The sequence below is a fragment of the Pseudomonas meliae genome, from assembly GCF_001400515.1.
In the GTDB taxonomy this organism is placed as follows: Bacteria; Pseudomonadota; Gammaproteobacteria; order Pseudomonadales; family Pseudomonadaceae; genus Aquipseudomonas; species Aquipseudomonas amygdali.
Map to the genome: position 1 here is coordinate 17,889 of NZ_LJQT01000009.1, position 14,536 is coordinate 32,424.

A 14,536-nucleotide genomic window follows, 5' to 3' on the forward strand; every position below is an offset into this window, starting at 1 on the left:
CAAGAGCAAACGTATTTTTTTGAGCGCTGATCAAGCTTTCATCATGTGATCCAACCAGTTCGTGAGCTGCCTCGGGGCAGTTTTGTTATTCTCTGTCTGGCTGCAGAACGACTTGCAACGCAAGCAGTTCAGAAAAGCTGTCCACTTCAAAAAAATCTGTTAGCTACGTCTCTGTCCGTGTTGTTCTTGTTGTGTCAGAGCCGGTACGTGTTGTTTTTATTGGGTTGCTGCGTGTTTTTATTTTTGTTGTACAAAGGATATAGCAGGACCCGTGCCAGTTTTTTAAAAGCCCCGTAATACCGGGAGCTGAAGGTCTTTTTCGGGCATCGGGCCATCTGATTCAGTTGCCGAGTGTTTCTGTGTTACCCGTTTGTCTCGACTGGACGCGGGGCAGGGTAACACTGTGTGACAAGTTGTCGCACCCTGTTACCGACAGGTGACAGTCGTTACGCAGACAGCCGGGCCCTGGCCACGCGCGAGCCATTGCTGCGTTGCAGTACGCCGCAGATGCGCTGGCCTGCGGCGATGACCTGGTCCAGATCTACCCCGGTTTCAATACCCATGCCCTGCAACATGTACTGCACGTCCTCAGTGGCAACATTGCCGCTGGCACCCTTGGCGTACGGGCAGCCGCCCAGGCCTGCCACGGAACTGTCGAAGACGTGGATACCTTCCTCCAGGCTGGCGTAGATATTCACCAGCGCCTGACCGTAAGTGTCGTGGAAGTGCCCGGCAAGCTTGCCTCGCGGGATCTGCGCAGAGACGGCGTTGAACAGCGCTCGCGTGGCCCCCGGCGTGCCGGTGCCGATGGTGTCGCCCAGCGAAACTTCATAGCAACCCATCGCGTAGAGTTCGTTGGCGACGGCTGCGACCTGCTGCGGCGAGACACTGCCCTCATAAGGGCAGCCCAACACGCACGACACATAACCCCGAACCTGCACACCATGCATCTGCGCCGCCGCCATGATGGGCGCAAAGCGCTCCAGGCTTTCGCTGATCGAGCAATTGAGGTTACGCCGGGAGAACCCTTCGGTTGCCGCTGCAAACACCGCGACCTCTCTGACGCCGGCCGCCAACGCATCTTCGAACCCGCGCAGGTTGGGTGCCAGGGCAGAGTAGATAACGCCTTCACGCCGCTGGATATTTTCGAACACCTGGGCGGAGCCAGCCATCTGCGGCACCCATTTGGCCGAGACAAAGCTGCCGACTTCAATGTGGCTCAGTCCGGCTGCCGTCAGGTCATCCACCAAGCGCACCTTGTCGTCGATACTGATCGGTTGTGCTTCATTCTGCAGGCCGTCACGCGGGCCGACTTCAACGATATTTACCTTTTGTGGAAGAGACATGGCAGTGCCTTTTGGTGGTCAGTGTGAAGTGGCAGCAGTTTTATCGAGCGCAGCCCGGCAACGCTCTTCGGCGGTGTCCAGCTCCAGTTGCATTTGCCGGATGTCCAGCAATTGTTGTTCGAGCTGTTCACGGCGCTCGGCGATCTTGCCGAGCATGGTCTGCAACTGCTTCTGGTTGTCACCGGCAGGGTCGTACAGCGAGATTAGTTCCTTGCATTCAGCCAGCGAAAAACCAATGCGTTTGCCGCGCAGGATCAGTTTCAGGGTGACTTTGTCACGGGCGGTGTAGATGCGCTCCAGTCCCTTGCGTTCAGGGCTGAGCATGCCTTGCTCTTCGTAAAAGCGGATCGCGCGGGTGGTGATATCCAGCTCACGGGCGAGCTCGGAAATGCTGTAGGTCTGACTGCTCATGGTGTCGCTCAACGAGATATTCAGCACTCAACCTACGGCGTGCTTTACGTAAGCGTCAAGCAGAAGTCGTGTTGTCAAGGCGCGCCAAGCCGCGCCTGCCAAATTAGAAACGACTTTAACAAATTTAAATATTTAATTTAAAAACAGTGGCTTGGTGTTTTTATCTCATGCTTTCTCGAGGCTTTGTTCCTGCGCCACGACCCGCTGTGAAAGCTCGATGATCTGTTCGCGCATCCAGCGGTTGGCTGGGTCCTGATCAGTGCTTTCATGCCAGTACAGATGGGTTTCGACCGAAGGCACATCGTTGACCGGTAAGTGGACATAGTGCAAATCGTTACGGCGGGCGAAGCGTTCAGGTATGGTCATGACCATATCAGTCTGCTGCAGGACCTGTGTCGCCATCAGGTAATGCTGCGAGCGCAACGCAATCCTGCGCTGAATGCCCATCTTGCCCAACGCCAGGTCCACGTGCCCCAGTCCGCTACGTCGACTGGAAATATGGATGTGTGCCTGGCTCATGTAATCATCCAGCGTCAACGTGGCCTTGTTCGCCAGCGGATGCGCCTTGCGCATGCCGCACACATAGCGGTCTTCCAGCAGCTTGACGTGGCGAACCTGCGGGTCGGTATTGAGCGGTGCATCCACGGCGAAGTCGAGGCGCCCGGCAGCCAGCTCCTTGGTGGTTTCCCGCCGCTTGGACAGAAAGCTCTCGATGGTCACGGCAGGCGCAAGGCGTCGCAGGCGCTGGAACAGCGTCGGCAGGATCACGGCCTCGGTCAGGTCGGTCATGCTGATGCGGTAGTTCTTGTTGGCCTGCAACGGGTTGAATATACGGCTTTCCTGCACCGAAACCCTGAGCAATGAGAGTGCATTGCGCACCGGGCCGATGATGTTCTGTGCCATCGGTGTCGGCACCATGCCTTGAGCCGTTCGCACAAACAGCGGGTCGTTGAAGGTCTCTCGCAGCCGCGCCAGGGCGTTGGACACCGCAGGCTGGGTAATGCCGACGATCTGCCCGGCCCGGGTCAGATTGGCTTCGGTGTAGATGGCGTCGAAGACAATGAAAAGATTGAGATCGACCTTGCTCAGGTTCATTGATGGGCGCCTCGTGCTGTTATTTTGATTCGCTGTTCGGCAGGCTGGGGGCGCCGCAGCGGTGATGGATCATATATCGGTTATGAATGTTTATACACGCCGAGAATAGATTAGATAAATGTACGGCGTTTCTCTAGCATCAGGATCATGCATTCGACACCCTGATCGAGAAGGTAGTGGCCCATGGATTTCGCGTATTCCCCGAAGGTGCAGGCATTGCGTGAGCGCGTCACCGCGTTCATGGATGCATACGTTTATCCGGCCGAGCCGGTTTTCGAACAGCAAGTGGCCGAAGGCGACCGCTGGCAGCCCACCGCGATCATGGAAGAACTGAAAGCCCGTGCAAGAGCCGAGGGGTTGTGGAATCTGTTTTTGCCGGAGTCTGCGCTGGGTGCCGGCCTGAGCAATCTGGAATACGCGCCGCTGGCGGAAATCATGGGGCGTTCGATGCTGGGACCCGAGCCGTTCAATTGCTCTGCGCCTGACACCGGCAACATGGAGGTGCTGGTTCGCTATGCCAGCGAGGAACAGAAAGCTCGCTGGCTGGAACCGTTGCTGCGCGGCGAAATTCGTTCTGCTTTTGCCATGACCGAGCCCGACGTGGCGTCATCGGACGCCACCAATATGGCCGCGCGCGCCGAGCGCGATGGTGGTGAATGGGTGATCAATGGCCGCAAGTGGTGGACTTCCGGTGCCTGCGACCCGCGCTGCAAAATCCTGATTTTCATGGGCCTGAGCAATCCTGACGGGCCGCGCCATCAGCAACACTCGATGATTCTGGTCCCGGTCGACACGCCGGGCGTGAAGATTGTCAGGCCGCTGCCTGTGTTCGGCTACGACGACGCGCCCCACGGGCATGCCGAAGTGGTGTTCGATAACGTCCGGGTGCCGTTTGAAAACGTCTTGCTGGGTGAGGGGCGCGGCTTTGAAATCGCTCAAGGCCGGTTGGGACCAGGCCGCATTCACCACTGCATGCGCTCCATCGGCATGGCTGAGCGGGCACTTGAGCTGATGTGCAGGCGCTCCGTAGACCGGGTTGCCTTCGGCAAACCGCTGGCCAGGCTGGGGGGCAATATCGACAGGATTGCCGATTCGCGCATGGAGATCGATATGGCCCGTCTGCTGACCCTGAAGGCTGCCTACATGATGGATACAGCAGGCAACAAGGTCGCCAGAAGCGAAATCGCGCAGATCAAGGTGGTAGCGCCGAACGTGGCGCTGAAGGTCATCGATCGGGCGATCCAGATGCACGGCGGGGCGGGTGTTTCCAATGATTTCCCCTTGGCCTATATGTACGCCATGCAGCGCACACTGCGTCTGGCAGACGGCCCGGATGAAGTACACCGCGCCGCTATCGGCAAGTATGAACTGGGCAAATACCTGCCGGCAGACAGGGAGCGCAGCCAGTCCTGAGCCGGTAGCCGATAACTGCGCCCAGGCTACTGCACCCAGACTTCGACCCGACGGTTCTTGATTCGGCCGTCATCGATGTCATTGGTAGCTACCGGCATCTCATCCCCCAGGCCGACGATGTCGCGAAATGTCACGCCGCTTTTCAGCAGCTCACGGCGCACCGCCATGGCGCGCAGCCTTGAGAGCAGGGCTGCGCGAGCCGGATCGCTTTTGGCATCACCAAAGCCGACCAGCGTGACATGTTGATTGAGCTGGTTGCTGGTTTTCAGGTACTCCGCCACCCGCTTGAGGTCCTGCTGCGCCTTGTTATCCAGCTTCGCACTGCCCTGGGCAAAGCGAAAATTGACTGACAGCCGTTCGGCCTTGCGCGCCAGCGCCTGATAATCCGCAGGCATCTGCGCGGTAGGTTGCACCTTGAGTGCCTGCACGGTCTGCGCGACAAAGCCGCTCTGCGCGACGATGGCCTGACCCTCGGCGCTTTGCGCGAAACGGACCAGCGCCTGCGCCCAGCGTTGATGAGCTGAGGTAGGCACATAAAAGTAGAGCCGTCGCGACAGAGGATAGTCTTCGGTGGCAATCAGACTGACAGTCGGGAGCATGGGTCTGGAATCACCATCGGCAATGGCCACCGCTTTGGCACGCCTGATGGACGGTAGCCCGATAAAACCGATGCCATTGATGTCCTTGCTGACCTCGTCGGAGAGCTGCTCGCTGGATTCAAAGCGCGCGGCTGTGCCGGACAGGTTCTTGCCGTACTTTACAAGTATCAGGTCCTTGAATGTTTCGTAGGTGCCGGACTTCTCATCGCGAACATAAAGATGAATGGCTCCCGGATTTCCACCCACTTCTGCCCAGTCCCTGACTTCCCCGCGGAAAATGCGCGCCAGCTGCAGCGTATCCAGCTGTCTGACCGGATTGCCTGGATGCAGAATCACAGCAACGCCATCGATGGCAATGGTTTGCTCGCTTGCTGCGCTTTTCAGGTCGCCCAGCCCCGCCAGGTCCTTGGCTTCCTGATCCTTGATAGGTCGTGAAGAGGTGGCAATATCGGCGTTACCTGCTTTGAGCGCAGTAAACCCGGTGCCTGAACCATGTGCGGCGATTTCGATACTGACCGTCTGCCCTGCGGCGGTAGTGCCGACGACGCGCTGTTCATTCATGACATTGCCGGCAACAGTCTGCACTGATTGCAGGCCTTGCTGGCGCATCAACCCTTCAGCCAGTGCGGGGCCCAATTGGGCATTGATGGTATTTGAGCCTTGAATGCGCAAGGCCGGTATTTCACCCGCGGGCAGCGGCAGTGCCGCCAGCGCAAGGGCGGGCAGGGTGGCGCTCGACAGAGTCAGCGCCGTTAGCAAAGCGCGCAACATCGGCGTCACCATGAGTCACGGGAGGGTGCCGGGAGAATAAGACAGAAAGATTTCCGGAGTATGACGATTGCTCGACCACTGCGCGCGCGACCCTTTTATGCATAAAGCCGGATCGCACGATAGGGCGCTTTTTCAGTTCAGTTCCAGCCAGATCGGCGCATGGTCCGACGGCTTTTCCATGCCGCGCAAATCGTAGTCCACCCCGGCCGCCTTGATGCGTGGCTGCAGGCCGGTGGAGGTCATGATCAGGTCAATGCGCAGGCCGCGCTTGGGTTCGTCTTCAAAGCCGCGGCTGCGGTAGTCAAACCAGCTGAATCGGTCGACGACTTCAGGGTACAGATGACGGAAGCTGTCCACCAGGCCCCAGTTTTTCAAGCGTTCCATCCACTCGCGCTCTTCGGGGAGAAAGCTGCACTTGCCGGTCTTCAGCCAGCGCTTGGCGTTGTCGGCACCGATGCCGATGTCGCAGTCCTGCGGAGAAATGTTTACGTCACCCATCACGATAAGCGGCTGCTCGTTGCTGAAATGGCTCTCCAGCAAGGTCTGCAGATTCTCGTAAAAACGCTGTTTGGCTGGAAATTTGGTCGGGTGATCACGGCTCTCGCCCTGCGGAAAGTAGCCATTCATGATGGTGACCGGCTGCCCATTGCTGTCGGCATAAGTGCCCCAGATGAAGCGCTTCTGCGATTCCTCGTCGTCGCCTTCAAAACCCTTGTGCAGGGCCAGCGGAGGATTGCGTGATAGCAGGGCAACACCGTAATGGCCTTTCTGACCGTGGAAATGCACATGATAGCCCAGCGCTTCGACTTCCGCGTGGGGGAACTGCTCGTCAGAAACCTTGGTTTCCTGAAGGCCGATTACGTCAGGCTGGTGTTTGTCGATCAGCGCCGCCAACTGATGAGGTCGAGCGCGCAGACCATTGATGTTGAACGAGACGATTTTCATAAAACGGCGGTCCTGAGCAAAAACAAACAGCGATGCTAGCTGACCTGTGGTTTCAGGACCAGCACCGTGTAAGGCACCGCGCAAACACAGGCCCGGACAAATCGTTGGAACTGTTATCAAGTGCCATCACTCGAAAGCCTGCTTGCCAAAACTGTTGCGCCAGACGCAGTTCCGTTAACACGAGGCCCTTTATGTCCCTACCTGCTGCCATCACGGGTGAAGTTCGTCAACTCGACAGTGGTTATTCCCGTGAAACCCGCTCCTTGCTGTTCAGGGCCTATCGGCACGATCCGACGTTCGCCTATCTGTTCAATGCCGAGCGCGAGGGATATGAGCAACGCGTATTGGCGACCATTCGCCAACTGGTCAAACAACACTTCCTGCAAGACCAGCCTGCACTCGGTCTGTTTCTGCAGGATCGGCTGGTCGGCGTAGCGCTGATCGCGCCACCGCAACGTCGTCTGGGCGTCACTGAAAGCTGGGCCTGGCGTCTGCGCATGGTAATGGACACCGGCCTTGGTTGCACCCAGCGTTATCTGGCTTATTACAACGCGGTGCTGGCCTGTGTTCCGTCCGAAACCGTGCATGTGCTGCCGTTGATAGGCCTGGATCCGGAATTTCAGGGTCAGAAGCTGGGGCAGGATTTGAGCGAACAACTGCTTGGGGCGTTGCACGATTGGTGCGCGGTGGATGAGCACTCTCAGGGCATCGTCGTAGACACGGGAAATCCTCGTTATCTCGAGTCCTATAAGCGTCAAGGCTATGAGGAAATCGGCGAGATTGCGGTAGGACCTGTCCGAGAGCACGTGTTTTTTCACCCCAATCCTCAGGTTTCACTGCCGGTGCCTAACGTAACGGTCTGAATCTCCGACAATTCGTGGGCTTCCAGTGCGGCCCGTCGATCGTGTTAGCATCTACGCCCATGAAGCTTTTCAGACTATTCAGCAGCCTGTTTCTGATGACCATGAGTGCAGCGGCGCTTGCACAGGCCCGCCTCGACGTCAGGATCAAGCCCGCCAACCCGGAACTCAAGGCCAACGTCGAAGGGTATGTGGGGGACCTGGGCGAGCGTGACGTTCAGGCGTTGCGTAACTTCAGCCTGGGTGCCGAACAGCAGGCAGAGAAAGCGGCTCAGGCGCTTGGCTATTATCAGGCGCAGATCGACAGCGAGATCAAGGACGCTGACCAGCCGCGTCTGGTGATCAATATCCAGCCGGGCGAGCCGATTCACCTGCGCAATGTGGTAATCCGCGTCGAGGGTCCGGCAGCATCGCTGAAAGCCTTTCGGGTACCCAAAAGCGACGCGCTGAAAACCGGCGCGGTGCTCAATCATGGCAACTATGAGGATGCCAAACGCCTGATCCAGAATCAGGCGTCGCGTTACGGCTTTTTCAGCGGCCACTTTACCAGCCAGCGCCTGGCTATTGACCCGCGAGCCGGGCTTGCCGACATCGAGCTGGTCTATGACAGTGGTCCGCGCTACTCGCTGGGTAAGGTCATGTTCAGTGGCAATGCGCCCTTCGATGAAGATTTGCTCAAGCGCATGGTGCCGTTCAAGGAAAATACTCCTTACGATTCACAACTGATCGCCGAATTGACCCAGGCCATGCAGGGCAGTGGCTATTTTGAAGGCGTGCGGGTCGATGCCGCGCCTACTGCAGCTGACCATCAGGTCATTCCGGTAACCGTTCAGCTTGAAACCCGTAAACCCCGAACCATGGGCCTTGGCCTGGGGTACTCAACCGATGTCGGTCCGCGTGGCAAAGCCAACTGGACCCGGCACTGGGCCAATCCACAAGGGCACAGCTACGGGTTCGAATCGGAAATATCCGCGCCTCGGCAGAATGTCGGCCTGTGGTACGACGTGCCGCTCGATCCGCCGTTGACCGATAAACTGCGTTATGCCGGTGGCTATCAATACGAAGAGATTGCTGGAACCGACAGCCTCAGCAAGCTGCTGACTGCCGGGCCTGAATGGCACAGCAAACTGCCCAGCGGCTGGGAACGGGTTATCTCACTGAAATGGCAGCGTGAAGAATACCGGCTGGGCGACGATTCGGGTCTGAGCACGCTGCTAATGCCCGGCATCAGTTATTCATACCTGCGCAGCGATAACAGTATCGATCCCCACCAGGGCTACCGTTTACAGTTCGACACCCAGGTGGCCAAGGAGGGCATGTTGTCGGATGCCAATCTGGTGCATGCCAATGTGCTGCTCAAAGGGCTGACGACAGTCGCTCAGAACCATCGCTTTCTCGGGCGCGTGCAACTGGGTGGCAACCTGACTGACGGTTACACCTCGATACCGCCGTCGCTGCGTTTTTTTGCCGGTGGTGATCAAAGCGTACGAGGGTATGACTACCAGAAACTGTCACCGACCAACTCGGACGGCGACCGCATTGGTGGGCGTTACATGTTTGCCGGGAGCGTCGAGTACCAGTATTCCATTGCGGATAAATGGCGGCTCGCGACTTTCATCGATCAGGGCAACTCATTCAACAGTCTCGACAAGCCAGACCTGAAAACCGGCGTCGGTTTTGGGGTGCGCTGGGTATCTCCGGTGGGTCCGCTGCGTCTCGATCTGGCGCATGCTTTGGATGACGACGGTGGCATCCGCCTGCACTTCTCGATGGGGCCGGAACTTTGAACAGAATGAACATCAAGCGTGGCGCAAAGATTGCCGGACTGAGCGTGATCGCGTTACTACTGCTGGTGATCGTCAGCGTCGGGGTGTTGATTGGAACCCAGGCAGGCAGCCGGTGGGCGCTGGCTCGCGTGCCCGGCGTGCAACTGGAAAACTTTCAGGGCCGCCTGGGCGGGCAGTGGAGTGCCGAGCGCCTGGTTTGGCAGCAAGGCGCAGACCGTGTCGAGGTGCATTCTGTCGATTTCGCCTGGACGCCCGCCTGCCTGCTGAAGATGACCTTATGCATTGATCGCCTGCACGCGGGGCAAGTAATGCTGCGCTTTCCTCCGAGCGGTGCGCCGAGCAACGAAGATCCTTTGAGCCTGCCCGCCGTCAAGTTGCCGCTTGCCCTGCAACTGGGTGATACACAGCTGGGCAGCCTGCAACTGGATGGCGTCGAACAGTTGCGCGACCTCAAACTGGCGGCGCACTGGACCGCCGAAGGCTTGCAGATCGACAGCGCGCACTTGCAACGCGATGCGCTGGTGCTGGACCTCAATGGTCTGCTGAAGCCCGGGGGCGACTGGCCATTGAGCGTAAAAGGTCAACTGCAACTGCCGCCACAGGACGGTAAGCCCTGGACGCTGGCGCTGGATATTCAAGGTGACGTGCTCAAGACCCTGCAACTCAAGGCTGACAGCAGCGGCTATCTACCAGGGCAACTGACCGGTGAGCTGCAACCTTTGGCTGAGCATGTGCCAGCACGATTGAAACTGACTGCAGAACATTTCAAACCCAGCGCAGCATTGCCCGATACCCTGCAACTCGACCAGCTGCTGTTGACTGCCGAAGGCGATCTCGACTCGGGTTACCAGATCAACGGCACTGCCAGCCTGCCCGCAGAAAAAGGCCCTGTGGCGTTGTCGTTGCAGGGGCGTACGGATGCCAACGGGGCAACCATTGCAGCGCTTGATCTGGCCGCCAATCATCAACAGCGTCTGGCCATCAACGGCACGTTGAACTGGCAGAGTGGTTTCTCGGCTGATGCGAGCATCGACTGGCTGGATTTCCCCTGGCAGCGTCTGTATCCGCTGGAGTCCGAACCGCAAGTGTCGCTGCACGCTTTCAAAGGTGAAATTTCCTACACTGACGGCAATTATCTTGGCAATTTCAACGCCAGCCTCAAAGGACCTGCTGGTGCGTTCACGCTGATCAGTCCCTTCAGCGGCAATTTGCAGGAAGTCCATCTGCCGCAACTGGAGCTGGTCGCAGGGCAGGGTAAGGCCAGCGGTTTTCTGAACCTGCAATTTGCCAATGGCTTCGGCTGGGACACTGCACTTGATCTGAGCGCGCTGGACCCTTCATTCTGGGTTGCCGAATTGCCCGGCACACTGGCAGGGCCCTTGCGCAGCAAAGGTCAACGGGTCAACGAGGAGCTTGAACTGACTGCCGACCTGGACCTCAAGGGACGTCTGCGTGGCCAGCCCGCGCTGCTGCAAGCCAAGGCTGACGGTCGTGATCAGCAGTGGAATGTCAGCAACCTGAACATTCGATTGGGTGACAACCGGGTTCAGGGTAATGGCAGTTTGCAGGAACGTCTCAAAGGGCAGCTGGACCTTGACCTGCCGCGTCTGGCTCAATTGTGGCCGCGCTTGCAGGGGCAGGCCAAAGGCAGGCTCGACCTGACGGGAACGCTTCAGGCACCACAAGGGCAACTGGCGTTGCAGGGCAGTCAGCTCGCGCTGCAGGACAATCGCCTGCAAAGCCTGACTCTCAATGCCCGCCTGGATCAGTCGCAGCGCGCGACCATCAACCTCAAGGGCGTTGGCATTCAGGCCGGCGACACCGGGCTGGGGACGTTGCTGGTGGACGGTCAGGGTACGCTCAAGGCGCAACAATTGAAGCTGGACCTGCAAGGGCCGTTACTCAAGCTTGCTATCGCACTGGACGGCGGCCTGGACAAGGGCGACTGGCGCGGTCGGCTGGCCAGCGGCACGGTACAGAGCGGCGGACAGAACTGGCGTTTGCAGCAACCGGCGAAGATCGAGCGTCTGGCCGACGGTCGGCTGAACTTCGGTGCGCATTGCTGGCTGTCCGGTGCCTCCAGCCTGTGCGGTGGCGATCAACGACTGATGCCGGAGCCACGTTTGCGCTATCAGCTGAAGAATTTTCCACTCGACAGTCTGGCGCAATGGATGCCAAAGGATTTTGCCTGGAAGGGCGCGCTGAATGCCGACGTTCAGCTTGATCTTCCGGCTGCAGGCCCCACCGGCAAGGTTACGATTGATGCCGGAGGCGGCACATTGCGGGTGCGCAGCAATGACCAGTGGCTGGACTTCCCGTATCAGACACTCAAACTCGACACCACACTGGCACCCAGACGTATCGATACGCGGCTGGATTTCGAAGGCGGAAAGCTGGGCCGGTTGCTGGTCAATGCGCAGATCGATCCGCTGGCCAAAGACAAGCCTCTGTCAGGCGATTTCGGTCTCTCCGGGCTGGACATCTCGGTGGCACGACCCTTTGCGCCAATGGTGCAGAAACTCAATGGCCGCCTGAACGGCAATGGTCGATTGTCAGGCAGCTTGCTGGCACCTCTGGTCAACGGCAGCGTGACACTTGAAGGCGGTGAAGTGGCGGGTGCCGAGTTGCCGATGGAACTGCATGACCTCAAGGTGCAGGCGTTGATCGCCGGGGAGAGCGTACAGCTCACCGGTGGCTGGAAAAGTGGCAGCACCGGGCAGGGGAGCATCGGCGGTCAGGTGGCCTGGGGGCAGAATCTGAACGTTGATGTGAGCCTCAAGGGCGCGCGTCTGCCGATCAATGTCGAGCCCTACGCGAAAGTGGAGGTAGCGCCTGACCTGAAAATTTCCATGCAGGGTGAGCGGTTGGCCATTTCCGGCAAGGTGCTGGTGCCCAAGGGGGCGATCACCGTGCGTGAGCTGCCGCCGTCCACGGTCAAGCTCTCGGGCGATACGGTGATCGTCGGGCAGCAGACCGAGGAGGGCGCGCCACCGCTGGCATTGGCCATGGATATCGATGTGGAGGTTGGTCAGGAAAAGCTCGCCTTCAGCGGTTTCGGGCTTACTGCCAATCTGGTCGGAAGGGTGCACATCGGCGACAACCTGGACACCCGTGGCGAGCTGAACCTGAACGATGGCCGTTACCGTGCCTACGGGCAGCGGTTGACCATCCGCAAGGCGCGGCTGCTGTTTGCAGGCCCTGTGGACCAGCCCTATCTGGATATCGAGGCCATTCGCCAGACAGATGACGTGATCGCAGGCATTCGTCTGACCGGCAGTGCCGAGCAACCCACCACCGAAGTGTTTTCCGAACCCGCGATGAGCCAGGAGCAGGCGCTCTCCTATCTGGTCATGGGCAGACCGCTGAGTACCTCGGGCGAAGACAACAACATGGTCGCTCAGGCTGCACTGGCGCTTGGCGTTGCCGGTAGCTCGTCGACCACCGGCAAGCTCGCGGACAATCTGGGTATCAAGGACTTCGAGCTGGATACCTCGGGAACCGGCGACAAGACCAATGTGGTTGCCAGCGGCAAAATCACCGAGAAGCTCAGCCTGCGTTATGGTGTCGGCGTGTTTGAACCGGCCAATACCATTGCGTTGCGCTATCTGCTCAGCAAGCGCGTGTACCTTGAGGCTGCAAGCGGTGTTGCCAGTTCGCTGGATATTTTCTATAAAAGAGACTTCTGAATACTGGCCTGCGGCTGTAATGGCGCTGGCCTGCGTTCAACCGGTTTACCCTGTTAAAACAGTGTGACCCTTCTCACGCTCTCTCTATTCAGGCTGCCGGTAATCATGGATCGATTCAACGCCATGCGCGTATTCACCCGTATCGTCGAGCTGGGCGGTTTCGCCAGGGCGGCCGAGAGCCTGCACATGCCCCGTGCATCCGTGACGATTCTGATCAAACAACTGGAAGCTCACCTGGGCGTGCAGCTCTTGCAGCGCACTACGCGTCAGGTCAACACCACGCCTGACGGCAAGGCCTACTACCAGCGCTGCGTAAGCCTGCTGGCCGATCTGGATGACGCCGAAGCTTCCTTCTCTGCGGCAGGTGCCGAGCCCAAGGGGTTGCTGCGCGTTGACCTGCCAGTGAGCCTTGGGCGCATGATCGTGATACCCGCTTTGCCTGAATTTGCCCGGCGCTACCCGCAGATCCGGCTGGAAATCGGCATGAGCGACAGACCGGTCGACCTGATCCGCGAAGGCGTGGACTGTGTCTTGCGCGCCGGAGCAGCATTGGACGAAACGCTGGTCGCCAGGCCGCTGGGCAGCCTGACCCAGATCACTTGCGCCAGTCGCGATTACCTGCAGCGATACGGTACGCCGCTGAATCTGCCGGACCTCGCGCAACATCAGGTAATCGAATATTTCTCGACCAGCACCGGCAAACGCTATGGTCTGGAGTTCATGGCCGGTGGCGTGGAGGTCGATCAAGCGTTGGCCTGTTCTATTTCGGTCAACAGTGCCGACGGTTATGTAGCGGCTTGCGAGGCGGGTTTTGGCCTGATACAAGTGCCGCGTTACCATGTCGCCGCACAGTTGCGCAGCGGCATACTGGTCGAGGTGCTGCGGTTGCATCGTCCGCCGCCGCTGGCGTTGACGGTGCTTTACCCACCTCATCGCCAGTTGTCACGCCGGATCAGGGTATTCGTCGATTGGCTGGTGGAATTATGTGCCCACCCAGATATCAGGGACAGACTGGTTTCCTGAGAAAATTCGGAATTATCCTATATAGGACACGGCACACTTTCGTGTTTAACTTCCGGTTCTTTTATTCATCTCAAAAAAGGAATGTGTTTCATGGCTCAAGTAACCCTCAAAGGCGGCCCTGTTCAAGTCAATGGCAAGCTGCCTGAAGTCGGCAGCAAGGCACCTGCCTTCACGCTGGTGGGTGAAGGTCTTGCCGACAAGACCCTTGCTGACTTCGCTGGCAAGCGCAAGGTGCTGAACATTTTTCCGAGCGTCGATACACCGACCTGTGCAACGTCGGTACGTAAATTCAACGCCCAGGCAAACGAGCTGGGCAATGCCGTTGTTCTGTGTATCTCTGCTGACCTGCCGTTTGCACAGGCCCGCTTCTGCGGCTCCGAAGGTCTGGAAAACGTCAAGAACCTGTCTTCTTTCCGCGCTGCCGATTTCAGCGAGCATTACGGCGTTGCAATTGCAGACGGCCCGCTGAAAGGTCTGACCGCTCGTGCGGTGGTTGTTCTGGACGAAAACGACAAAGTGCTGCACAGCGAACTGGTAACAGAGATCGCTAACGAACCCGACTACGACGCTGCATTGGCTGTGCTTAAGGAGGCGCTGCAA

Annotated in this window: 11 protein-coding genes; 6 read left to right on the forward strand and 5 right to left on the reverse strand. The window is 58.6% G+C overall.

Features of this window, described 5'->3' with window-relative positions; translation table 11 throughout:
- Positions 1 to 446 precede the first annotated feature (446 nt).
- The 3 genes from ALO64_RS00245 to ALO64_RS00255 all read right to left on the reverse strand — a co-directional run bounded on the left by ALO64_RS00245 (position 447) and on the right by ALO64_RS00255 (position 2,852).
- Positions 447 to 1,346, reverse strand: a complete 900-nt coding sequence (locus ALO64_RS00245) for a hydroxymethylglutaryl-CoA lyase (protein ID WP_044343976.1) — start codon at positions 1,344 to 1,346, stop codon at positions 447 to 449.
- Between the two features lie 18 nt (positions 1,347 to 1,364).
- Positions 1,365 to 1,757, reverse strand: coding sequence for a MerR family transcriptional regulator (locus ALO64_RS00250; protein ID WP_005743596.1), 393 nt, complete (start codon positions 1,755 to 1,757; stop codon positions 1,365 to 1,367).
- A 165-nt stretch (positions 1,758 to 1,922) separates the two neighbouring features.
- Positions 1,923 to 2,852: a LysR family transcriptional regulator gene (locus ALO64_RS00255; RefSeq protein ID WP_002553672.1), complete on the reverse strand. Its 930-nt coding sequence runs from the start codon at positions 2,850 to 2,852 to the stop codon at positions 1,923 to 1,925.
- A gap of 183 nt (positions 2,853 to 3,035) precedes the next feature.
- On the opposite strand from ALO64_RS00255, the gene ALO64_RS00260 reads away from it, so the two are divergent.
- Positions 3,036 to 4,265 carry an acyl-CoA dehydrogenase gene (locus tag ALO64_RS00260; protein ID WP_044343977.1) on the forward strand — a complete coding sequence of 410 codons (1,230 nt, stop codon included), beginning with the start codon at positions 3,036 to 3,038 and terminating at the stop codon, positions 4,263 to 4,265.
- A gap of 26 nt (positions 4,266 to 4,291) precedes the next feature.
- Here ALO64_RS00260 and ALO64_RS00265 read toward each other — a convergent pair whose 3' ends face one another.
- Together ALO64_RS00265 and xthA are read right to left on the reverse strand one after the other, a co-directional pair.
- Complete coding sequence (locus ALO64_RS00265; RefSeq protein ID WP_044343978.1) at positions 4,292 to 5,635, reverse strand: substrate-binding domain-containing protein; 1,344 nt, start codon at positions 5,633 to 5,635, stop codon at positions 4,292 to 4,294.
- A gap of 132 nt (positions 5,636 to 5,767) precedes the next feature.
- Positions 5,768 to 6,580: an exodeoxyribonuclease III gene (xthA, locus tag ALO64_RS00270; RefSeq protein ID WP_004658827.1), complete on the reverse strand. Its 813-nt coding sequence runs from the start codon at positions 6,578 to 6,580 to the stop codon at positions 5,768 to 5,770.
- Between the two features lie 191 nt (positions 6,581 to 6,771).
- Between xthA and ALO64_RS00275 the strand changes: the two genes are divergently transcribed.
- The 5 genes from ALO64_RS00275 to tpx form a co-directional block, all read left to right on the forward strand.
- Entirely contained in the window at positions 6,772 to 7,443 is a 672-nt protein-coding gene (locus ALO64_RS00275; RefSeq protein WP_044343979.1) for an N-acetyltransferase, read from the forward strand.
- Positions 7,444 to 7,502: 59 nt separating this feature from the next.
- Positions 7,503 to 9,227, forward strand: a complete 1,725-nt coding sequence (locus tag ALO64_RS00280; RefSeq protein ID WP_002553677.1) for an autotransporter assembly complex protein TamA — start codon at positions 7,503 to 7,505, stop codon at positions 9,225 to 9,227.
- 5 nt (positions 9,228 to 9,232) lie between these two features.
- A complete protein-coding gene (locus ALO64_RS00285; RefSeq protein ID WP_044343980.1) occupies positions 9,233 to 12,913 on the forward strand; it encodes a translocation/assembly module TamB domain-containing protein in 3,681 nt (1,226 codons plus the stop codon).
- Between the two features lie 105 nt (positions 12,914 to 13,018).
- Complete coding sequence (locus tag ALO64_RS00290) at positions 13,019 to 13,936, forward strand: LysR family transcriptional regulator (RefSeq protein WP_044343981.1); 918 nt, start codon at positions 13,019 to 13,021, stop codon at positions 13,934 to 13,936.
- 90 nt (positions 13,937 to 14,026) lie between these two features.
- The coding region (gene tpx, locus ALO64_RS00295) for a thiol peroxidase (protein WP_094195066.1) at positions 14,027 to 14,536 on the forward strand (510 nt) is incomplete at its 3' end.

Excerpts from the sequence above, each read along its gene's own strand:
- ALO64_RS00260 (WP_044343977.1), top strand. The coding sequence starts at position 3,036 with ATGGATTTCGCGTATTCCCCGAAGGTGCAGGCATTGCGTGAGCGCGTC.
- ALO64_RS00285 (WP_044343980.1), top strand. The coding sequence starts at position 9,233 with ATGAACATCAAGCGTGGCGCAAAGATTGCCGGACTGAGCGTGATCGCG.
- ALO64_RS00255 (WP_002553672.1), bottom strand. The coding sequence starts at position 2,852 with ATGAACCTGAGCAAGGTCGATCTCAATCTTTTCATTGTCTTCGACGCC.
- ALO64_RS00245 (WP_044343976.1), bottom strand. The coding sequence starts at position 1,346 with ATGTCTCTTCCACAAAAGGTAAATATCGTTGAAGTCGGCCCGCGTGAC.
- ALO64_RS00275 (WP_044343979.1), top strand. The coding sequence starts at position 6,772 with ATGTCCCTACCTGCTGCCATCACGGGTGAAGTTCGTCAACTCGACAGT.
- ALO64_RS00290 (WP_044343981.1), top strand. The coding sequence starts at position 13,019 with ATGGATCGATTCAACGCCATGCGCGTATTCACCCGTATCGTCGAGCTG.
- ALO64_RS00265 (WP_044343978.1), bottom strand. The coding sequence starts at position 5,635 with ATGTTGCGCGCTTTGCTAACGGCGCTGACTCTGTCGAGCGCCACCCTG.
- ALO64_RS00250 (WP_005743596.1), bottom strand. The coding sequence starts at position 1,757 with ATGAGCAGTCAGACCTACAGCATTTCCGAGCTCGCCCGTGAGCTGGAT.
- ALO64_RS00280 (WP_002553677.1), top strand. The coding sequence starts at position 7,503 with ATGAAGCTTTTCAGACTATTCAGCAGCCTGTTTCTGATGACCATGAGT.
- xthA (WP_004658827.1), bottom strand. The coding sequence starts at position 6,580 with ATGAAAATCGTCTCGTTCAACATCAATGGTCTGCGCGCTCGACCTCAT.